Source organism: Carboxylicivirga longa, assembly GCF_050589825.1.
Lineage (GTDB): Bacteria > Bacteroidota > Bacteroidia > Bacteroidales > Marinilabiliaceae > Carboxylicivirga > Carboxylicivirga longa.
Window position 1 is genome coordinate 163,871 of record NZ_JBNGOZ010000009.1, and the last position, 20,777, is coordinate 184,647.

The 20,777-nt window shown below is 44.1% G+C and carries 16 protein-coding genes; 7 read left to right on the forward strand and 9 right to left on the reverse strand.

The genetic code is table 11. The annotated features are described in order from the left end of the window. Positions 1-2: 2 nt before the first annotated feature. Positions 3-1,088: a tryptophan--tRNA ligase gene (trpS, locus tag ACRD7A_RS10105; protein WP_430811733.1), complete on the reverse strand. Its 1,086-nt coding sequence runs from the start codon at positions 1,086-1,088 to the stop codon at positions 3-5. 233 nt (positions 1,089-1,321) lie between these two features. Further along, complete coding sequence (locus ACRD7A_RS10110) at positions 1,322-1,768, reverse strand: YqaA family protein (RefSeq protein WP_430811734.1); 447 nt, start codon at positions 1,766-1,768, stop codon at positions 1,322-1,324. Positions 1,769-1,994: 226 nt separating this feature from the next. On the opposite strand from ACRD7A_RS10110, the gene ACRD7A_RS10115 reads away from it, so the two are divergent. The 4 genes from ACRD7A_RS10115 to ACRD7A_RS10130 all read left to right on the forward strand — a co-directional run bounded on the left by ACRD7A_RS10115 (position 1,995) and on the right by ACRD7A_RS10130 (position 5,475). Continuing rightward, positions 1,995-2,339: a PadR family transcriptional regulator gene (locus tag ACRD7A_RS10115; RefSeq protein ID WP_430811735.1), complete on the forward strand. Its 345-nt coding sequence runs from the start codon at positions 1,995-1,997 to the stop codon at positions 2,337-2,339. Beyond that, the gene (locus ACRD7A_RS10120) at positions 2,336-3,310 is read left to right on the forward strand and encodes a PspC domain-containing protein (RefSeq protein WP_430811736.1); all 975 of its coding nucleotides are present in this window, start codon (positions 2,336-2,338) and stop codon (positions 3,308-3,310) included. Before ACRD7A_RS10115 ends, ACRD7A_RS10120 begins: the two co-directional genes overlap by 4 nt. 36 nt (positions 3,311-3,346) lie before the next feature. Further along, positions 3,347-4,828: a PspC domain-containing protein gene (locus tag ACRD7A_RS10125; protein ID WP_430811737.1), complete on the forward strand. Its 1,482-nt coding sequence runs from the start codon at positions 3,347-3,349 to the stop codon at positions 4,826-4,828. A 161-nt stretch (positions 4,829-4,989) separates the two neighbouring features. After that, entirely contained in the window at positions 4,990-5,475 is a 486-nt protein-coding gene (locus tag ACRD7A_RS10130; RefSeq protein ID WP_430811738.1) for a DUF4252 domain-containing protein, read from the forward strand. 153 nt (positions 5,476-5,628) lie between these two features. Here the strand turns inward: ACRD7A_RS10130 and ACRD7A_RS10135 are convergent, their stop codons facing one another. The 6 genes from ACRD7A_RS10135 to rsgA form a co-directional block, all read right to left on the reverse strand. Next, on the reverse strand, positions 5,629-6,639 hold the full coding sequence (locus ACRD7A_RS10135; RefSeq protein WP_430811739.1) for a beta-ketoacyl-ACP synthase III: 1,011 nt from the start codon (positions 6,637-6,639) through the stop codon (positions 5,629-5,631). A gap of 360 nt (positions 6,640-6,999) precedes the next feature. After that, complete coding sequence (gene rpmF / locus ACRD7A_RS10140; RefSeq protein ID WP_212188993.1) at positions 7,000-7,185, reverse strand: 50S ribosomal protein L32; 186 nt, start codon at positions 7,183-7,185, stop codon at positions 7,000-7,002. 8 nt (positions 7,186-7,193) lie between these two features. After that, on the reverse strand, positions 7,194-7,745 hold the full coding sequence (locus ACRD7A_RS10145) for a YceD family protein (protein WP_430811740.1): 552 nt from the start codon (positions 7,743-7,745) through the stop codon (positions 7,194-7,196). A 93-nt stretch (positions 7,746-7,838) separates the two neighbouring features. Beyond that, complete coding sequence (locus ACRD7A_RS10150; protein WP_430811741.1) at positions 7,839-8,993, reverse strand: sensor histidine kinase; 1,155 nt, start codon at positions 8,991-8,993, stop codon at positions 7,839-7,841. Between the two features lie 63 nt (positions 8,994-9,056). Beyond that, a complete protein-coding gene (locus ACRD7A_RS10155; protein WP_430811742.1) occupies positions 9,057-11,858 on the reverse strand; it encodes a response regulator in 2,802 nt (933 codons plus the stop codon). Positions 11,859-11,886: 28 nt separating this feature from the next. Then, a complete protein-coding gene (gene rsgA, locus ACRD7A_RS10160) occupies positions 11,887-12,816 on the reverse strand; it encodes a ribosome small subunit-dependent GTPase A (RefSeq protein ID WP_430811743.1) in 930 nt (309 codons plus the stop codon). Positions 12,817-13,110: 294 nt separating this feature from the next. On the opposite strand from rsgA, the gene ACRD7A_RS10165 reads away from it, so the two are divergent. Then, the gene (locus ACRD7A_RS10165) at positions 13,111-16,116 is read left to right on the forward strand and encodes a PAS domain S-box protein (protein WP_430811744.1); all 3,006 of its coding nucleotides are present in this window, start codon (positions 13,111-13,113) and stop codon (positions 16,114-16,116) included. A gap of 2 nt (positions 16,117-16,118) precedes the next feature. Here the strand turns inward: ACRD7A_RS10165 and ACRD7A_RS10170 are convergent, their stop codons facing one another. Beyond that, positions 16,119-16,640 carry a CvpA family protein gene (locus tag ACRD7A_RS10170; RefSeq protein WP_430811745.1) on the reverse strand — a complete coding sequence of 174 codons (522 nt, stop codon included), beginning with the start codon at positions 16,638-16,640 and terminating at the stop codon, positions 16,119-16,121. A 163-nt stretch (positions 16,641-16,803) separates the two neighbouring features. Here ACRD7A_RS10170 and ACRD7A_RS10175 point away from each other — a divergent pair, with 163 nt between their 5' ends. Together ACRD7A_RS10175 and ACRD7A_RS10180 are read left to right on the forward strand one after the other, a co-directional pair. Then, positions 16,804-19,353: a beta-N-acetylglucosaminidase domain-containing protein gene (locus ACRD7A_RS10175; protein WP_430811746.1), complete on the forward strand. Its 2,550-nt coding sequence runs from the start codon at positions 16,804-16,806 to the stop codon at positions 19,351-19,353. Positions 19,354-20,073: 720 nt separating this feature from the next. After that, on the forward strand, positions 20,074-20,646 hold the full coding sequence (locus ACRD7A_RS10180; protein ID WP_430811747.1) for an RNA polymerase sigma-70 factor: 573 nt from the start codon (positions 20,074-20,076) through the stop codon (positions 20,644-20,646). The last annotated feature ends 131 nt before the right edge of the window (positions 20,647-20,777 follow it).

A 20,777-nucleotide genomic window follows, 5' to 3' on the forward strand; every position in this document is an offset into this window, starting at 1 on the left:
CTTTAGATATTCATGTTCATGGCAGCGCGTACCTCTTCCAGTGTGTTTTGCGCCATGTTGCGCGCTACATCAATGCCTTCGCGCAGGATGCTTCTCACAAAATCATGATCATTTTCGAGCTGTGTGCGACGCTGACGGATGTCTTTAAAATGCTCATTAATGGCCTCGGTAACTACCTGTTTAAGCTTACCGGCGCCCTGATCGCCTATGGCTGCTGCCAGTGTCTCGGGTGACTGCCCTGAGGCAAGGCCGGCAATACGCAGTAGGTTGGCTACCTCAGGACGGTTGATGGGGTCGTAAGTGATCAAACGTTCTGAATCAGTTTTGGCCGACTTTACCGCTTTCATGGTTTCGTCTTCTGTAGCTCTTAACATGATGGTGTTGTTACGGCTCTTGCTCATCTTCTGGCCACCATCCAGCCCTAGTATCATGGGTGTTTCACTTAACAAACCAGTTGGTTCTCTGAAAACACGGGCTTTAAATTTCTTGTTGAAGCGCTTGGCAATATTACGTGTCAGTTCAATGTGGGGCAGCTGATCTTTACCCACCGGCACCACATCGCCTTTACAGAACAAGATGTCGGCCGCCTGATGAACCGGGTAGGTGTACATGCCTGCATTAATTACATTTTGCCCCGATGCCTGAATCTCTTCCTTAATGGTTGGGTTTTTGCTCAGTTCAGCGTTGGATACCAGCGACAGGAAGGGTACCAATAGTTGGTTTAGCTCCGGAATATGGCTGTGCGGAAATATGTGCGTTTTAAACTGATGCGGGTCTAGCCCACATGCCAGGTAGTCGATGGTTAGCTCCAGTACATATTTCGAAATGTCTTTAAATACATCCCTGTCGGTAAGTACCTGATAATCGGCAATTACAATATAGGTCTCAACGCCTAAGTTTTGCAGGCGCACACGGTTGTGCAAGGAGCCAAAATAGTGGCCAATGTGAAGGTTACCGGTGGGGCGGTCGCCCGTTAATACACGGTGTTTACCAGGATTAATTTGCAAGTCTGCTTCCAATGCCTTACTCTTCTCAACGGCCCGTTCAAACGATGCGTTGATTGCTTCAGTTATATTTTCTTCTGCCATCTGGACTTATTTAAACAACGATATGTAATCTAATTTCTTAATAAAGAGCTGCAAAAATGGCGAAAATTGTGATGACTTGAAAATTATTTAAGTGGGAAGTACTTTAACTTAGGCTCAAGAACCGAGATGATTAATATGGAGTAAGATAAAAAATATGATGCAGATGACTGCTTATAATTTCGCGGCGACTAGCCTTTTCTGCTGTATCAATACTTTTATAACTTACTACTTCTTTACCGAAACCAATTGATGATTTCAAGGGTGAGAAGTGCCCAAATAGCATAACGCATATGTTTACCAATCAGCATGCCAAAGGCAGCCAGCCATACATTTACTTTTAGCAGGCCCAGCAGTACGGCAATAACATCGCCAATGCCCGGTAGCCAGCAGAAAAAGGCAATCCACATTTCTTTACCGGCAATGCGCTTTTGTGTTTTCTCAATTTGACTTGGGCGAATACGCAGATATTTCTCTATCCACTGGGTTTTGCCCAGATAACCCAGTCCGTAGGAGCTCATACCCCCCAGCCAGTTGCCCAGGGTGGCCAGTGTAAGGCACCAGTAGAGGTTGTAGTTGGAAGCCAACATACCCGAGAGGAGAGCCTCCGAGCTAAAGGGTACCACTGTGGCCGCCAGAAAGGAGGCCAGGAAAAGTGCCAAATATCCTGATTCAAATAGCATTGATCTTGTTTTAGCCTGCAAAAGTAAGAAAATTAAGGGTTTGGCAAGATTTTTTTTCGCGCTGCATCCGTTTATTGGTGCGGCTTTTGAAGATTGAGTTGAGTATTCACTAGAAAAAATATGGTACTATGTATTGCATAGAACCATACAATGACCGTATATTTGTAATGCCTAATTCATTGTTTAGGATAGTATTTTGAATGTATAACTTTATAAACCGGAGATAATGAAAGTAGAAAATGCCAAAGCGCAAATGCGGAAGGGGGTACTGGAATATTGTATCCTGCTTATTTTGTCCAAGGGCGATGCCTATGCCTCCGACATCATTAAGCAGCTGAAAGAGGCCCGTATGATTGTGGTGGAAGGCACGCTGTACCCGCTGCTTACGCGCCTTAAGAACGCTCAGCTGTTGAGCTATCGCTGGGAAGAATCAACGCAGGGGCCACCGCGTAAATATTACGCACTGAGCGATGATGGAAGAGCTTTTCTGGGCGAAATGGATGCCTCGTGGCAGGCACTGGTCAGTGCCGTTGAACTGATACATCAAACCAATAAAGAAGCTGAGTCATGAAAAAAACAGTAAGTATAAATATAAGTGGGCAAATGTTTTATATCGATGAGGATGCCTACACTCGCCTAAGGGCTTATCTCGATAAGATTGAAACTACTTTCCGATCGCAGGATAGTGGTGATGAGATTATTGCGGACATTGAGAGTCGCGTGGCCGAAATATTTAATGAGCGGATTGATAAGGAAGCGGGTGTTGTTACTCTTGAAATGGTTGATGAGGTGATTGCCACGATGGGAGAGCCCGAGCAGTTCGACGAGGGAGAGTCCGATGAAAAGAAAAGTTATACGCCGCCAAACACATTGGTGTTTCGCAAGCCTAGTCGCCGTTTCTACCGCGATGTTGATAACCGCGTGCTCGGAGGTGTGTGTGCCGGTATAGCTGCTTATTTTGGTATTGACGTTACCCTCGTTAGAATACTCACGGCACTTTTTATTATCTTTACGGGTGTGGGTTTACTCATCTATCTCATTCTGTGGATTGCCCTACCACCGGCGCGCACCACGGCGCAAAAGCTACACATGCGCGGCGAGCGTATCACCATTGAAAACATAGAGCGCAGCATCCGTGATGAGTATGATGAGGTGCGCAGGAAGTTTGGCACTTTTAAGGAGTCGGCCACCTATAAAAAGGGTCAGAGTTTTTTCAGTCGTTTTAGCAAAGGCGATAAGTCGGCCTTGCTGATTGTTGTAGCTATTGTGGGCGGCTGGATGCTCTTTAATATGCCACAAGCAGGTAGTTTTATGCATGCTCCAATGGCTGTATTCACAGGTTTTTCGCATCATGTAGTACCTATGTTTAGTCATATCTTTTTCCCGGGTGCACTTACTCTGGTACTGGTGCTTTTGGTGATTGGACTTGTTTTTAAAACCATCCTGAAAATCGTGTTATACCTTATTGCATTTATCCTGCTGGGTAGCTTAACCCTTAAAGTTCTCTTCTGGATGTTTGGCGGGTTTATGCTCGTGTGTTAATTGCAAATATTATTTACCCTAAGTGATTATTTAACCATGAATAAAACAATTAATATCAACCTGGATGGCTTTGCCTTTAAAATTGAAGAGGACGCCTATGAGCGCCTTAAGAATTACCTGGACACCCTTAAAGAACGTTTGGGTGAGGATGGGGAAGCACAGGAAGTGATAACTGATATAGAAGCACGCATAGCCGAGCTGTTTCAGTACAAATGTGCGGGGAGCACCATACAGCTGGCAGCCGTGAATGAGATTATTGATACCATTGGCGAGCCCAATGATATTGTGGATGAAGAGGAGGCAGCAAATGCTGATGCGAAAGGATCGTCTTCCACCATTTATGACAGTAAGAAAGCCCTCTATCGCGATCCTGATGATCGTATCTTTGGAGGAGTATGTGCCGGATTGGGTGCCTATTTTGATGTGGATCCGCTGGTGTTTCGCATCATCGCCGTGGTGACTGCCCTGATGAGTTTTGGCGTGGTAGCTTTCATTTATGTGGTGCTGTGGATTGTGATGCCCAAGGCGCAAACATTGGCGCAACGCATGGAGATGCGGGGAGGCATTACTTTTAATACTGTGAGTGACAATATTAAGGAGGAGTATGCTGCCGTAACCTCACGATTTAAGGCTTATAAAAACAAACCAAGTTATAAACGTATGCAAAACAAAGCGAATAAAACAGGTGATGCCATGGCCAAAGGCCTGTATCAGCTTCTGAATATCTTTGGGATAATTCTGGGCGTAGGCATCGTTATATGGAGTGTGTTGTCAATTATGGGTCTGGTAGGTTTTGTTGCCTTTAAAGATACACTTCTGAGTCTGGCACTAACTGACGGCAATCATTTTATTGCATCCATTCCCGATCGTTTCTTGTCGCAGATGGATCAAAATCTAATGATGGCTGCTGCCCTGCTGGTAATTGGCATTCCTTTTATTGTGATTCTTTATCTGGGCTTAAAGTTGATTTTCCGTTTTAATAGCCATGGCAAGGTAGTCGGCACCTCTGCTCTTATACTTTGGTTGGCTGGTATTGTACTGGTCTTTTTCACCGGCATTCGTATTGCCCGCAGCTTTGAAGAAACAGAAACATTGAGTGAGCAACACGCTCTGAAGAGTACCACAGCTCAAACCATTTACCTTCGCCCCAGTGAGGTGAAGCAGCACGGTGCAGAGCGCGATTTTCTGATGGACATGGATCCGCTTAGTGCCTACTCCGAGGACGGTGCCTTTAAGGTGGAGGGGCGACCTATTATCAATATTCGCCGGGGCGATGATTTCGCGCTGAGTATTGATCGTCGTGCCCGTGGCCTCAATGATGAGGATGCAGCTTTTAATGCGCGGAACACAAGCTATGAATGGACGCAAAAGGATTCAGTTATATACCTGGATCGTAGCTTTAAGATTGCCGATGAGGCTCTGGTGCGGCAGCAGCGTGTGATTGTAACTATTCAGATACCCTATGGCAAGAGTCTGGAAGTGAGTCCCTACCTGGATCGCTTTATTGATGAGTATTAGTTAGTGGTAAGTTGTGAGAGAAGAGATGAGCGATGAGTAGAGAGTTATAAGAGGTGAAGAGTAAGGTTGATTTGCAGGGGAGTGCTCATACAATTCATCAACGAAAAAAAAATGGTGTTATCAAATAATGTAATTTGCTGTTGGTATAAAAATAAGAAAACATGAAACAATTTTTAGCAATAACAATTATCGCTGCATTTTCATATAGTATGAGTGCGCAGAGTCGTCATTCTGATCGCTTATTTGAGAAGATGGCACTGAAACCCGGCATCACTCTTATGTCTTTCTCTAAAGCCATGCTGGAAGCCGTTAATCTGAATTTTGATGATGATGAAAAGGGCGAAGGCAATGTAAGTGGCGATCTTACCGAGGTGAAGCTAATGATTTACAATGCACCTGAAAATGAAGAAAGCATCGACTTTAAAGAGCTTACATTGAACTATCTGCCGCTGAGTCGCTATGACAAAGTGGAAGAGGATGAGCCGGATGAGGATGTTGATATCAGAATATTACGATCCGGAAGAAAGGTATCAGAATGCCATATCCTGTTTCAAGGGGAGACCAACGGTGTTTTGCTGTCTTTCTTCGGTAATTTTAAGTTGGATGATGTGGATGAGCTGGCCGAAAAGATGGATAGTTATAAGTAGGGGGGTAGGTACTAGCTGTTAGGTATTAGCTGTTAGGTATCAGGTGCTGGTTTATATGGATGGCTTTACGCGCAGCGCCTGAGATTATAAAAAAAACGGAGTAGCCACTGGCTACTCCGTTTTTTTGAGCTGATCGTCAATGGGTCAGCTATATTATTTGGCATACTTATCACCGTCGTAGCCCCACTTAATATAAATTGAGCCCCAGGTAAAGCCGGCACCGAAGGCAGCCAGCACAATATTATCGCCTTTTTTCAGTTGCTTCTCCCATTCCCACAAGCATAGAGGGATAGTAGCCGAGGTGGTGTTGCCGTAACGCTCAATATTGATCATTACTTTCTCTTTGGCCAGGTTCATGCGCTCTGCTGTAGCACCAATGATGCGCAGGTTAGCCTGATGTGGCACCAGCCAGTTAATGTCTTCATGTGACAGGCCGTTGCGCTCCATAATTTCCACCGATACATCAGCCATTTTTGAAACGGCATGCTTAAACACGTGCTGTCCTTCCTGGTAGATGTAGTGCATTTTGTTGTCAACAGTTTCGTGTGAGGCCGGATATACCGATCCGCCGCCCTTCATGTGAAGGTGTACACGACCAAAGCCATCGCTTTTAAGGATGCGGTCGCGGATACCGATTTCTTCTTCTGTCGGCTCAAGTAATACGGCTGTACCGGCATCACCAAACAATACGCAAGTTGTGCGATCGGTATAGTCCACGATGGACGACATTTTTTCGGCGCCCACTACAAGTATTTTTTTCTTAGCACCCGATTCGATGAAGCGGCTGGCTACATCCAAACCATATATAAAACCAGAGCAACCTCCATTAATGTCAAAGCCGTGGCCGTTTTTAATACCGCATTTGTCGGCAATAATATTGGCGGTTGCCGGGAATGGGTGGTCGGGCGTAACAGTGGTGCAAATCACCAAGTCAATCTCTTCCGGTTTCACCCCTGTCTTTCTGAAAATATCCTTCACGGCCTCAGCACCCATGTCTGAAGCACCCAGGCCTTCGCCTTTTTGGATGTGACGCTCTTTAATACCCACGCGGGTCATGATCCACTCGTCGGTGGTATCTACCATTGTACTTAACTCCTGATTATCCAGTATATAATCAGGCACGTATGCACCAACGGCTGTAATAACTGCACTGGTTTTTTTCATTTGATGTTCAATTTTTTGCTTGCGCTTTGCGCAGCAGCAGATTGGAAACTTAATCGAATTAATAATTCACTCCCGAACTACTTCTTTCTTTGTCTCCGTATCTTTCAATAACCTGCAAATGGCACCACACATACCATCTGCTAAAATTAATACTCTTCTAAAATATTTCTAAAGAAATGCTCAATATGAGCGAGTACAAAAGTAAGAAAACCGAAATAGTAAACAAATGATTTGAAAATCTATATGGCTTTAAGCACTTAAAGGTCAGTGTCTGTTTGGAAAAGGGGAGGATTGGGGCTAAACAAAATTTGCCCTCAAATTTCTTTGAGGGCAAATTTTATTGAATGCGGATTCAATAAACTATGCTGTTACTTCTTTTTCTACAGCTAATTTTCCACGGTAATAACCGCACTCACCACATACTGTGTGTAACTTAACAGTAGCACCACAGTTTGAACAAACGCCCAAGGCAGGTGCAACTGCTTTGTAGTGTGTTCTTCTTTTGTCTCTTCTCGTTTTCGAGATCTTTCGCTTAGGATGTGCCATTTTTCAACCTATTTATTTGATTTATCAACTAAATTTTTCAGAGCCGCCCATCGCGGATCCGTATCATCGTCCTGTTCCTCCTCCGTTTCTTCGTCAACCAAATAATCGTTCAGTTGATTTAGCATCTCAGCATCACAGGTAACGTTGCCATCTTCGTCTTCAGGGTGCAGGTGTCTGATTGGTAAAGCTACGCAAATAAGTTCGTAGATTAACTGCGCCACATTAACCGCGTGTTCATTATGTGGTAAAACAATAATCTCTTCCGTTGGTTCGTCATATTCCTCACCAAATTTGATATACACCAGTGAGGTGTTACTCAATGGAATGGTTAGTGTTCCCAGGCAATTGTCGCAAATGGTCTCCACCTGACCTTCAATCGTAAAATTCAAGCTAAACAGGGCCGAGCTTTTACTTAGTTCGACACAGGCTTTTAGCTGTCCTTTTTCTACCAGTGGCTGTTCAAACAACGCAAAGAATTCGTCACCTATTTCATAGTTAAACAGGTGTTTGCCTTCTTTCAATCCCTTAAATGGAATACTGTAGTTTTTCAATCTGTCCACTTTTCCCTTTCTAAAAACTGTGCAAAAGTATAAAATAAACCCAAGTAAGAAAAGGAATGTGCTTTTTTTTGTTTGTTAATAAGTCATAATGTTTCAGGCTTTTGGTAGACTTAACCTAAAGGTGGTGCCTTTGCCGGGAATCGACTCTTTAACAAATAGTTTGCCGCCATGATAACCTTCAATGATGCGGCGTGCCAGGGAAAGGCCGAGCCCCCAGCCCCTTGGCTTGGTGGTGTATCCTGGTCTGAATATAGTTTTAAATTGATTGCGCGGAAGACCTTTGCCTGTGTCGCTAATATCAACAAGTACATGACCGTTGGTTTGTTGTATGGCAATGTGTATGCTGCCTTTACCCTTGATGGCATCGACCGCATTTTTGCAAAGGTTCTCGATTACCCACTGAAACAGTACTTTATTGATATTCACCATCAGATAGGGTTCCCTGCCGGTATCTATTGTTATATTTACGTTGGAGGCCGTGCGGCGGCGCAGGTAATCGATAATTTCATCGATGGCCAGTATCAGGGGCTGCTCGCTTAACTCGGGTTTGGCACCTATTTTTGAGAAGCGATCGGTAATTACTTGAAGGCGGCGGACGTCTTTCTCCAGTTCAAGCGCCAGTTCACTGTTTTCCTCTTTCAGCTTTAGTAGATCGACCCATCCCAGCAATGATGAGGTAGGGGTACCCAGCTGATGAGCTGTTTCCTTAGACATGCCCACCCATACCTGATCCTGCTCGGCTTTGCGTGCTCCATTAAAGGCAATGTATGCAATGGTAATGAATAAGCCTACAATGGCCAGCTGTATAATTGGGAACCATCCCAGTTTTTTAATGAGTATGGAGTCGTCGAAATACAAATACTGACGCTCGTTAGGTCCCAGATCAATGACCAAAGGCTCCATTCGCGCCATCAGGCGTTTCAATTCTTTTTCTATGGCGGCCTTCTCGTTGCCTTCAGGTAGTTGCAGGTTACGGTGCGAATTAATGGTGGAGTCAGCATCAATAATGATAATGGGAATGGTTGTGTTTTGGCTGATGATTTCCAGTGTGAGCGCCAACTCATCTTCACCGGCACCGCTTTGGGTAATCTGTTTGATTGCCTGCATCCATATCTCCACACTTTTGCGCTCTTTTTCTTTGAGTTCGCTCGTGAGGTTATCGGTATAGATAAGGGTGAACAAGCCTATGGTAACAGCTGCAATGAGCAGGAATAGTTTCCAGACGCGTTTGTGGGTGTAAAAGTTCATTGATGATTACATTGATGTGTTGCATTACTAACGCAGCTAAGGTGGTTTTATTACTGATGATGTTTAGACATTGCACCATTTGGCAATCATTCGCGAGAGGTCTTCTACTTTTGTCGGTTTGGTGATGAAATCGTCCATGCCGGCCTTTAGTACCTCTTCGCGCTCCGATTCCTCAACACTGGCGGTGAGGGCTATTATCGGGCATGTCACCTGGTTGCGTCGCATTTGCTCAATGGCTTGCAATCCGTTCATACGCGGCATTAGTACGTCCATAAAGACTATGTCGTAGGGATTGTTCTGTGTCTTTTCGAGGGCTTCGATACCATTATTGGCAATGTCTATCTGATGACCTATTTTTCCAAACAGATTGCGTGCAATACGTTGGTTTAGCACATTATCTTCGGCCAGTAATACTCTTAGGGGTTCCCTTTCGCTATCAGGGAGTGCGGGTCTGGGTGTTTCCACATTGGGAAGGAAACGCAGGATAAATTCGGTTAATTGCTTTAGCTCAATGGGTTTGCGCAGATAGGCATCGACGCCCAATTGCTTGGCCAGTGAAGTGTTGCAGGGCTCAAAATCGGAGCTCTGCAGCAGGATGGGCATGCGCTTATGCAGGCGGTGGTTGTATATGTTTTGCAAGAAATCAAGACCGTTAAAATCCGGTCGCTGATCCACAATAAGTAGGTGGTGCTTACTGTCGGTGCGTATAATGTCGATGCTTTCGTTGGAGGGAGGTAGTATTTTATAGTCGATATGCAGCGAGTCGAGGTTCTTCATTAGGATATTTACATGCATGGGTTCATCGCTGATAATGAAAGCACGTACTTTTTTTAAAGATGTGATATGGCTGTAGTTATAATGCTTTTGCTGTGTTTTAGCTTTAAAAGGCAGGGTAAAAGTAAATTCGGCCCCTGGCTGTTGTGGGTTATCGGAGATGCCCGATGGACTGTTAACCTGTATATCTCCCCCCATCATATTAATCAGTTGTTTTGAAATAGTGATGCCCAGGCCGCTACCACCGTACTTGCGTGTAGTGCTCTCGTCCTCCTGTGAGAATGAATTAAAGATACTCTCAAGTTTATCGGCATGTATGCCAATGCCCGTATCTTTGATGGAGAACAGAATGGCAGGTGAGCCGTTTAGATTTTTACTTTCCTTGATGCTAAGGTGTATCCGGCCTTCTTCAGTAAATTTAATGGCATTGCCCAGTAGGTTGTTAAGTACCTGGCGCACGCGTATGGGGTCTCCGATGTAGTTTTCAGGAAGGTTTACAAAAGTATTCCAGGTAAGTTGTATGTTTTTTTTATGCGCACGGGGCAGAAAAGCATTAATGGATTGTTCCACCTCCTCGTGCAGGTTAAAGGGCACTGATTCGATTTCAAAACGGCCTGCCTCCATTTTTGAGAAATCAAGTATGTCATTGATAAGTGCCAGCAATGTGTCGGCCGATCGTTTGACAACGCTCAGTAGTTTGCGGTCGTGGTTATCTTTTTCCGAGGTAAGTAAAATATCGGTCATGCCAATGATGCCATTGAGGGGTGTGCGTAACTCGTGGCTGATATTGGCAATAAATGTGGATTTAGCTTTGTGGGTCAGCTCTTCGTTCTTACGCTCATTTTCCAGCGATGATACCTCTACAAAAACCTGAATGGTATAGCGCTCATGCAAAAGATAGAAAGGGATTTGATCGTGCAGGATGACGGACTCTTCGTTATTCTTGCTCTTAAGAATATATTTATTCGATTGGTTGGAATAGGATGTTTTGTCAAGCCTTATCTTGTTTTCAAATAGAATTTCATCACGCGCAATGCGGCCTATCAATTGATCTTCGTCAGTAAAAGCAAAGAGTCTTAATGCTGCTTTGTTCACCTGTCTTATGCGGTTGCTGCTATCCATTAATACTACACCAACCGGCATGTAATATACCATTTTACGAAGTGCTTCTTCTGATTTCTTTATGGCTTCACGGTCTTTTAGGTAGCGATGTTGGTAAAGGCTAAAGATGAATAGTATAAGGCAGATAATAATTAGGGATATACCACCTACCAGGAATGAGTAGCGAACAATGGAAGCCGTAATAATTTTGAGGGGCATAGAAAATGCCAGATGGTAGCCAATGCCATTGAGGTAAAGACGACTGAATACCGTGAGTACTTTTGTTGACCGATTGTTAATCATTAGCTCATGCACTGAAGCATACCAGTCTTTTTCAATACCGCAATGAGTGGCATGATCCATAAGAGGAGTAAAATTGGGGGCGTGAAGGGTATTATATACCACCGTGCCATTAGGTTTTACTACCCATTGAAAATGAATGTCCTCTAGATGGAAGTTGTGAAATACCGACGTGAAAAAGGCATCCAGATCCATATCGAAGCGCACATAGCCTACTATATTATCATCATCGAGCAATGGTTGAAGGTATATAATGCTTGTGCCCTGTGGATTAATCAGTACGTTGGCCGATCGTAGGTCAATGTAATCGTTGCTGTTAAATGCAGAGATGAAGGTGCCATTCTCGGCTCGTTGCAGCTCAAAGCTGTTGCCTTTAACGTCATACACTTTTAGTTGACTCAGGTGTTCGCTAAAGCTGGTGTATAATATTTCAAGGCGTTTTTGTACCTCAATGTCTTTGCCGCCCTTTGTAAACAGTTTGCTGAGTTCGTTTTGTGCAATCAGTATGGAGATGCTGGTGTTGGTTTTGTTTGTAAACTGGCTGAGTTTATCGCGCACCATCACCGACTGCTTGTGAAGTATGTCCTTTTGCATATTGAGTTGCCAGTGATAGGTATCAACATAGTAATAGACGTTGGCGGTTATCAAGAAGGCAATGCTGATAAATGCTATGACATAAGCTTTTCTCATGTTTTAAAGGTCTCAAGATACAGGATTTTCACCTGTATTTCTCGTTCCGATCCAGTAAGATGCTCAGGTAGCTTTCGTAACGCGAAAGGGCTATGTTCCCTTTTTCTACGGCGTTTTTCACTGAGCAGCCCGGTTCGCTGTAATGGCTGCAATTATTAAAACGGCAATCTTGTGAATATTCAAATATCTCTTTAAAGTAATGGTATAGCTCCTCTTTCTCAATATGGATCAGACCGAAGCCTCGTATGCCCGGTGTATCAATAATATATCCGCCAATATTGAGCGGATGCATCTCAGCAAAAGTGGTGGTGTGCTTACCCGCGTGATGGAGGGCTGATATTTCCGCTGTCTTCAGATTGAGCTCGGGCTCTATACGGTTAATCAGCGTGGATTTACCCACACCCGAATGACCGCTTAATACAGTGATTTTATCCTTCAACAATGCTTCTACCTCGCTTAAGTCGCTTTGTTTTTTTGCCGACACGGCAAGGGTAGGGTAGCCAATGCCCTCGTATAAGTTACGCCACTCTTTCAATGTGGCCTGATGCTTATTGTCGTAGCGGTCGGTTTTATTAAATATTAGGGTAACGGGTATGCCGTAGGCTTCGGATGCCGCAATAAAACGATCGACAAATACGCGGGAGGTCATGGGGTAGTTAATGGTGACGATCAATACCGCCTGATCAACATTGGCGGCTAGTATGTGCGATTCTTTGGACAAGTTGGTGGCCTTGCGGATAATGTAATTCTTACGTTCTTTAATTTCTGATATTACGCCTTCGCCAGCCCCATCGTCATCAAAAACAACCTGATCGCCCACTGCCACAGGATTTGTACTTTTAATGCCCCGTAGGCGTATTTTACCACGAATGCGGCAAACTGTTACTGCCCCGTCTTCGGTGAGTACGGAGTATCTGCTGCCGGTAGATTTTATTACTAAACCGTTCTGTTGAACCATCCAAAATTCATTTTCTTCAAAAATACATTATTGAATCCAAATATTCTTAATGTCAGGCTTATCTTTTTATTCTGCGCCTAAAGGCCGTTTTATAAAGCATCCATATTTAGTCGGTAATATGCTTGCCTGGCTCATTTTTATCATTTTATTTTTATCATTTTCACGCATGTATTGATGAATAGTTCTGATTTTTACACCAACGGCCTTGTTTTGTTTAGTAAGGTGTGTGTTTATGGTACTTAAATATCTATTTTTGTAGTATTGCATTGATCAACGAATCAGATATTTAACCCGGTGAGCATAAACAAGGAACAGCTACTATTGGCCGAGAATACCCGCCTGAAGCGCATGATGAAGCGGATGTACGAGGGAATGTGGGGTGGGCCCTTTCATCCCGACACGAAGGATAAAGCTGTATCCTCGGGTTATCTGCCGCTTTACTTGTCCTCTTTATTGGCGCGTGATAAGGCCATTGAACAACGCATCAGCGAGGCCTTAGAGGCCTTGGGGCGATTTGCCGATGTAAGCCGCATCTATATCTTCGAAAACCATGCTGATGAGCTTACCTTTTCTAATACTTACGAATGGTGTAACGAGGCGGTGCTACCCGCAAAAGAGAGTCTTCAAAAGCTTTCGTATGATAATTTTAAGGCCTGGAAGCAGATATTAATAGATGATGGTTATTTAAAGGCAAGTGACATACACACATTGCCTCGCGAAATCACCGAAAAACTTGCTTCACAGGGTATCCAATCGGTGTTGGCCTACCCCTTGTGGGTCAAAGAGCGTTATTATGGCTTTATTGGCTTTGATGAATGTAGCTTTCAGCGCGAATGGCTACCCCACGAAACAGATCTGTTGCAAATGGCCTCGCGCCTTATCGCTCATGCATTTGAACGCGAAGAGGTGGCATCTGACTTGCGAAGGAGCCACGCTGAGATACTGAATGTAAATCGTGAACTGGCGGATAAGGAGCAATTCCTGCAAAACTTATTGAGTTCTGCGCCCATCGGTATTATTCTTGTAAAAGATCACATTATTCAATATGTGAATGATGCTACCATGAAACAGTCAGGATACAGCAAGGATGAGCTGGAGGGTGAGTCGCTTGCTAATTTGTATTATGAGGGTAAACGCAATCCGGCGGAGGTGCAACAATTCTATGATGACATTGACCGGCTAGGTGTTGCCAGTCTTGAAGCGCGAATGCGGGGTAAGGATGGTGGTGAGATGGTTATTCGCGTATTGGGAACAAGGGCACCCAAGGGCAATGGTGATAATAGTTATCTGCTAATTGGCGAGGATGTTACGCAGGTGAAGAAGACCGAAAATCATCTGCGCGAAAGCGAAGAGCGTAACCGTAAGCTTATTGAAGCCACTATTGATGGTATTTTTATTATCGATGAGCAAAAACACATTGTTTATGCCAATATGTCGGCTTGCGAAATGCTCAATTATTCCCATGAGGAGATTTTTAAGCTGTGCATCAACGATGTATTTCCCAATACCACTTTTGTGGAGGGTTTTATTGATACACTTGGGAGGGTGAAGAAGGGTGACGATTATAAAGGAGATACGCAATTGATAGGTAAGGAAGGTCAGGTGCTGCATGCCGAGATTTATGTTACCACCCTTAACCTTGAAGGTAAGCTACACTATTATGTATCGGTGCATAATATTACAAAGCGTAAAAATAATGAAGCCTCCTTGCGCAGTAGTGAGCAGAAGTTTAGGGCGCTCACTGAAAATTCGCGCGACCATATTCTGCGCATCAATAATCACGCTGAGTTGTCTTTTTGTAACGCTGCCTTTTTGAAGGATTTTGAGCTGGATGAGCGTAGTTGTGTAGGGCATAAGCTAAAATCCATCAAGGCATTGCCCAAAGAATTGGTGGAAGGTTTAATGGTAGCCGTTGATCATGTACTAGTGGCGTGCTGCTCTTCCACTGTAGAGATAGAATATCGTTTTAAAGATACTATACGCACCTTTGACTGGACCCTAACCCCGGAAACAGACAACAGTCATATCTCATCTCTTCTGATTGTGGGACGTGACTATACTCAACGGAAGAAAGCTGAGCAGGAACTGTTGGAGGCCAAAGAAAAAGCAGTGGGTGCCGATAAGCTGAAGTCAGCTTTTTTGGCCAACATGAGTCACGAGATACGCACTCCTCTTAATGCCATAGTGGGCTTTACCAATCTCCTGAAGGAAGAGGGCATATCGGAAGAAGAGAAGACAGAGTATATCGATATTGTTAATAAAAGTTCGGAGAACCTGATGGATCTTATTAATGATATTGTTGATCTGGCTAAGATAGAGAGTGGTGAGTTGAGCCTGGAAAAAGAGATGGTGAATATTGGGCAATTGATGAGTGAGTTGTATCATATTTATCAGAAGCGCATGGCCCTCGACCAAAAAAATCATTTAAAATTTTATCTCAACCTGCCCGATAACGAGGTTGAACAGTCGCTTAACTGCGATCCTCGTCGGGTGCGTCAGGTGCTTAATAATCTGCTGGCTAATGCCTTTAAATTCACTCAAAAGGGATTTATAGAGTTTGGCTATACAACCAATGATCATGAGCTTCGTTTCTATGTGCGCGATACCGGTATTGGCATTCCAGGACTTAAGCAGTCGTTTGTTTTTGAGCCTTTCCGACAGGCCGATGAAAGTACTTCCAAGCATTATGGAGGTACCGGTTTGGGATTGTCTATCTGTAAGCGATTAGTATCGGCCCATGGCGGTTCCATTGGCCTTGTTTCGGAAGAGGAGACCGGATCTGAATTTTACTTTACGCTGCCCCTGCAGAAGACACCTCTTGCCTCCAAAAAAATTATGGAGGAAGTGTCCGAGGGGAAGAAACGACCCGCGGGGGACATAAGTGTGGAAACCTGTGTGGTGACGCGCGCCAATTATACCTGGCCCAATAAAATGATGTTACTGATAGATGCCACCAGTACGGCTCAACTGCAAATGCGCAAGGTACTGGATCGTACACGCATTACGTTAATATCGGCACGTACACAAAAGTCGGCACGCGAGCTGCTGCTCAAGCGCAATGATATTCATATTGTACTAATGGACCTGGAAATGCCGGGTCTGGAGCTGTCAAATTTTATTTCGGACATTCGCCAACTCGGCATTTATGTGCCTGTTATCGGACAAACCAGCAAGCCGCTCTCTGAGGAGGAGCGAAACCGATACCTGCGCATGGGTTTTAGCAATGTGTTTCAGAAGCCCGTGGATGCCGATCGTCTTTTGCACGCCTTTAACGAGGCGCTGAGTGGTGTCCCCGTGTAATGCTATACATCAATGCCTTTACGGGCACTGTCAATCTGCTCTCTTACATCATCAAACTGAAGGTAGGGAAATACCGAGGGGGCTATGTTGCGCAGGGGCTCGTACAGGTGCGATGATTCTTTCTCTGACTCGGGAATTATGCTATAGCTGCGCGCAAAACTATCCAGTATGGCAATCACCACACTAATAATAAAGGCATATTTGAGCACACTGAAAATAGCACCCAGCACGCGGTTAATCATGCCCAGGGCAATGGCGCTCACTAGTTTGTCTATTGCTTTGGCCAGTAAGTGAATACCGACGACAATAAGAATGAAGGTGCATACAAAGGCGATGATGCCAATATAGGATGAGTCGATGTGTTCACTGAGAAATGATTCGGTGACGCTACTGAACCTTATGGCACCGAACAACCCCAGCACCAGGGCTGCTAAAGATGAGAGTTCAATGATTAAGCCGTTTTTTAGGCCTTTTATTATGGCCAATATCAAAATGATACCGGTGATAATGTCGAAATAATTCATCTGTTTAAGCTTAGCAGAATTTTCTCTTTGTTATGTTCTTGTTTACCGCTCTAAAATTAGGAAAAGAATTCAGATAATTCTTTATTTTTGGCATCTTGCCACCTTAATTAAGCCCTAAGCATATAATTTGCAATTATTAAATTCTATTATCAAATACACAAACATGATTCAAAAGTTTTTTTTACGTACTTGCTATGCCCTTTGCCTAAGTCTATTCTTGGTGGGCAGTGTTAAGGCAAGTGAGCATCAGGCTGTTTATCCTACGCCCCAAAAAGTAAAGGGGCAGGGCGATGAATTTGTTGTTGCTAAAGGAGCTGCCAAGTGGAAAATTGGAAAAGGTGTTGACGCCAATACCGTAACATTATTAAAGTCTCTGCTCGATGGACTCCAAGTAAATGTGGTGGCCGGTACTGCCGACGATAAAAAGATGGGCGGCTATGATATACCCGAGGCCGCCGAGGGTTATTACCTGAAGGTATCACCAAAGAAAATTGTTTTGGCCGGACGCGACGCTCGAGGTGTGTTCTACGCAGGGCAAACACTTCGTCAGCTGATGAATCAAGGCGGCGATGAAGTGCGTATGCCAAGCCTTGAAGTGCAGGATTGGCCCGATGTGGTTTATCGTGGTACGGTGGAAGGTTTTTACGGTAAGCCATGGAGTCATACCAACCGGCTCAGTCAGTTGCGTTTTTATGGTGAGTATAAATTAAACACCTATATCTACGGTCCCAAAGATGATCCCTATCATGGATTTTCTGACCAATGGCGCGAGCCTTACCCTTCTGAAAAAGCGCTTGAGATTAAGGAGCTGGTGGATGTGGCACGTGCTAACCATGTTAATTATGTGTGGGCTGTTCACCCTGGACGTGACATTCATTGGAACGATAGCGATGGCGACGGTATCATCGACGACTTTGTGGCCTGTAAGAACAAGTTTGAGTTGATGTATGATTTGGGTGTGCGTTCTTTCGCCGTATTCTTCGATGATATTTCCGGTGAAGGTACCGATGCCCGTCGTCAGGCCGAGATGTTGAATTACCTGAATGCCAATTTTATTCGTCAGAAACCTGATGTTACCTCGCTGATAATGTGTCCCACGCAGTATAATCGTGCCTGGTCGGGAGGCGATTACCTGGATATATTGGGTAACGAGCTGGATAAGGATATTGACATTATGTGGACTGGTAATTCGGTGTGTGCCGATATTACCCGCGAAAGCATGGACTGGATTAATGCCCGTATTAAACGCAAGGCTTTTATCTGGTGGAACTGGCCGGTGAGTGACTATGTGCGCACGCGCCTTTTGCTGGGACGCACCTACGGACTCGATGTAGATAATAAGGGTACCCTATCGGGTTTTGCCTCCAATCCTATGGACAAGCCGGAAGCTTCTAAGATTGGCCTGTTTGGTGTGGCTGACTATACCTGGAATATGAAAGGTTTTGAGTCAGAAGCATCATGGAAAGCCGGTATTCAGCGACTTTTCCCAACACTGGCTGAGCCCATGCTATGCTTTGCCTCACATAACAGTGACCAGGGACTTAATACGCACGGTTACCGCCGCGAGGAATCAGTAGCCATACGTCCTGCCATGGAAGCTTTTCAAAAGGCTTATTTGGAAGACGGTAATATCGACCCAAAGGCTTATATGGCCATAGTTAAAGCTTTTGATGAAATGGCTCAGGCCGGTAAAACACTGCGCGAAGAGTTGCCTACTGTTAACCCCGCCTTTTATGAAGAGACACGTTTTTGGATTGCCTCCTTCGAGGCCTTGGGACAGGCGGGACAAAAACTGATGGCTGCTCTCATCGACCAGGATTTAACACCTAAAGCACGTTTGGAAGCCATTAATCATACCTTGTCGCAGCTTTATCAAATGGACGACTTTAGCCGCCAGCAGAAGAAGTCAGGTGAGCCCGATCCATGGGCTAAAGGTTGCGAGACGGCAGCCACCGTGGTTACGCCTTTTGTAAAAACCCTTCTGAACCATGAAGCGGCCGCTTTCTATACTGCGGTTTCGGGTAAGGAGCGTTCGGCCAATGATGCTGCCGCAGACTATTACCGTGTGTTCACTAATGTGGATGCTTTGCAGGCAGCGCAGGTAACACGCGAAGGTAAGTATGTGCGCATCAATCCGATGCTTGAGGTGATTGGTCTTCAGCCCGGAAAGTATGTGGGAATTACTTTGCCCGAGGGAATCTTTGCCAATTATGTGCATCTGCGCCTGGGTAACGATCAGGTTGCTGCACAGGGTGTTGTAGAGGTGTCAGGCGACGGCCAAAGCTGGAAAGCTATCAAAACCACTAACAAGGAAGATAATATGCAGGCGCGTTTGTCGGTTAAAGATCAAGTGCGTTATGCCCGTTTGAGAAACACATCTGACAGCAAGCTGGAAATCAAAATTGATCTGTTTAAGCTGGATGTGCCGGGTGAGGCCCGTGTGAATGCGCCCGCCATGATGTACGACGGTGATATGGATACTTACTTTGCTTACCAGGAAGATGAGCCTTTGGTAATTACCTGTCCTGAGCAGTCATCCGCTCATTTTGTCTATATAATGGGTGACTTTGAGGGTGCCACGGTTCATTTTACCGATGGCAGCAAAGTGGCCTACTCTAAGCTAAGCAATACAAACGACAAAACGATTGCTAAAATCAGCTTTGAAAGTGTTGGCTCAACAATGTATATACATGAAGTGATTTGGGGGAAGTAATTTTTTTGTAAGCGAATTTTTAAATGGGGGAATATCCATAATTTGAGTTACTAACTTATGTTTTTGGGTGGTATTCATATCTTTGGATATTCCTCTTTATTAGCCCTAGTATATTGTTGGAGCACATGCTGCTACTAAGCTCAGCAGTTTTGTTAATACGCTTTATCAATTTTCTTTTCATATTTAACCCAAGGCAAATTGTCATGTGGGAGTGCTTCCCACCCTGACCAGCTATCGCGCGTTGTCGCAGATTCTCGGATGTAATTCATTTCTTTTTTACTGCCGTTTAGTAGACTTCTCTCATTTCTAAATATTGGCCGGAAAGTAAGTCGGATGCTTCTCTTTAGAAAATATCTAGCCGTTTTTCTCTGTTTATGTAACCGGCGTAACAAAAATTGTTGATAGCCTAGCCCAAGCTGTCCCTTTCTTCAGGTATCTGCGTATTGTACTCAGCCGCTTGTGATTGGTCATTGAATATTTCTAAATGGCTTTATTTTTCAGTTATAGAAAAACTCGCCAATGTCCACCTTCAGAGTTTGTATTACAATTAAAATTTGAAGGAATTATACCGGAATATTATGCTGCATAAGCATGTATTGTTCGTTTTGTTTCGCTGGCAAGTAACACTTATTGGCGAAAAAGTAAAAAAATGTTAATATTGCAAACCCAAAATCAGGGAGGTGCGCCTAGTTCTTACGGAGTATGCAAAAAGGGTAGGTTATGGAAGATGTTAAATTGTGTGAGGGATTACTAAATGGCGAGCGAAAGTCATTGGAGGAGGTGTATTCCTTATACCATCAAAAAATTTTTAGTTTCGCCTTTTCGTATCTGAAGAATGAAGATGATGCCTACGATTTGGTGCAAGAGGTATTTATTAAGCTGTGGACCAGTCGTGCTACGCTGGATCCGGCTACTAACCTTGATGCTTTAGTTTTTACTGTAACCAAAAATGCCGTACTGTCCTTGTTTAGGAAACGTGCTTCTGAAAAAAAATACCTCGATTATTTGGCCGTCGCCAGTCTATCCAATAATGCCGGTACCCAGGAAATAAGTGATTATAATTTTCTTGAAGCGCAGTATGAAGCCTTAATTGAGGCTTTACCCCAACGCCGGCGTGAAATATTTATTTTAAGTAGAAAAAAGGGTTTAAGCAATGCGCTTATTGCCCAACAGCTTGGTGTTTCCGAAAAAACGGTAGAGAATCAAATGACAAAGGCATTATCTTTTTTAAAGGAACACCTGGTGAAAAACGGTATGGTGGGTAGCCTGTTTTGTGCCTTATTTCTTTCCTGATGGCATGTGTTTTCCTTTGGTATAATCTGCCAGCTATTCGTCTTTCCTTTATTTAGGGATATTCATAAGTTGACTTATATCTTTGATATCTAGATAATTATTACTATCTTAAAAGTATAACAAAACCCCGA

Excerpts from the sequence above, each read along its gene's own strand:
- ACRD7A_RS10130 (WP_430811738.1), top strand. The coding sequence starts at position 4,990 with ATGAAACAATTTTTAGCAATAACAATTATCGCTGCATTTTCATATAGT.
- ACRD7A_RS10125 (WP_430811737.1), top strand. The coding sequence starts at position 3,347 with ATGAATAAAACAATTAATATCAACCTGGATGGCTTTGCCTTTAAAATT.
- ACRD7A_RS10115 (WP_430811735.1), top strand. The coding sequence starts at position 1,995 with ATGAAAGTAGAAAATGCCAAAGCGCAAATGCGGAAGGGGGTACTGGAA.
- ACRD7A_RS10175 (WP_430811746.1), top strand. The coding sequence starts at position 16,804 with ATGATTCAAAAGTTTTTTTTACGTACTTGCTATGCCCTTTGCCTAAGT.
- ACRD7A_RS10155 (WP_430811742.1), bottom strand. The coding sequence starts at position 11,858 with ATGAGAAAAGCTTATGTCATAGCATTTATCAGCATTGCCTTCTTGATA.
- ACRD7A_RS10135 (WP_430811739.1), bottom strand. The coding sequence starts at position 6,639 with ATGAAAAAAACCAGTGCAGTTATTACAGCCGTTGGTGCATACGTGCCT.
- rpmF (WP_212188993.1), bottom strand. The coding sequence starts at position 7,185 with ATGGCACATCCTAAGCGAAAGATCTCGAAAACGAGAAGAGACAAAAGA.
- ACRD7A_RS10150 (WP_430811741.1), bottom strand. The coding sequence starts at position 8,993 with ATGAACTTTTACACCCACAAACGCGTCTGGAAACTATTCCTGCTCATT.
- rsgA (WP_430811743.1), bottom strand. The coding sequence starts at position 12,816 with ATGGTTCAACAGAACGGTTTAGTAATAAAATCTACCGGCAGCAGATAC.
- ACRD7A_RS10120 (WP_430811736.1), top strand. The coding sequence starts at position 2,336 with ATGAAAAAAACAGTAAGTATAAATATAAGTGGGCAAATGTTTTATATC.
- ACRD7A_RS10110 (WP_430811734.1), bottom strand. The coding sequence starts at position 1,768 with ATGCTATTTGAATCAGGATATTTGGCACTTTTCCTGGCCTCCTTTCTG.
- ACRD7A_RS10180 (WP_430811747.1), top strand. The coding sequence starts at position 20,074 with ATGGAAGATGTTAAATTGTGTGAGGGATTACTAAATGGCGAGCGAAAG.
- ACRD7A_RS10170 (WP_430811745.1), bottom strand. The coding sequence starts at position 16,640 with ATGAATTATTTCGACATTATCACCGGTATCATTTTGATATTGGCCATA.
- trpS (WP_430811733.1), bottom strand. The coding sequence starts at position 1,088 with ATGGCAGAAGAAAATATAACTGAAGCAATCAACGCATCGTTTGAACGG.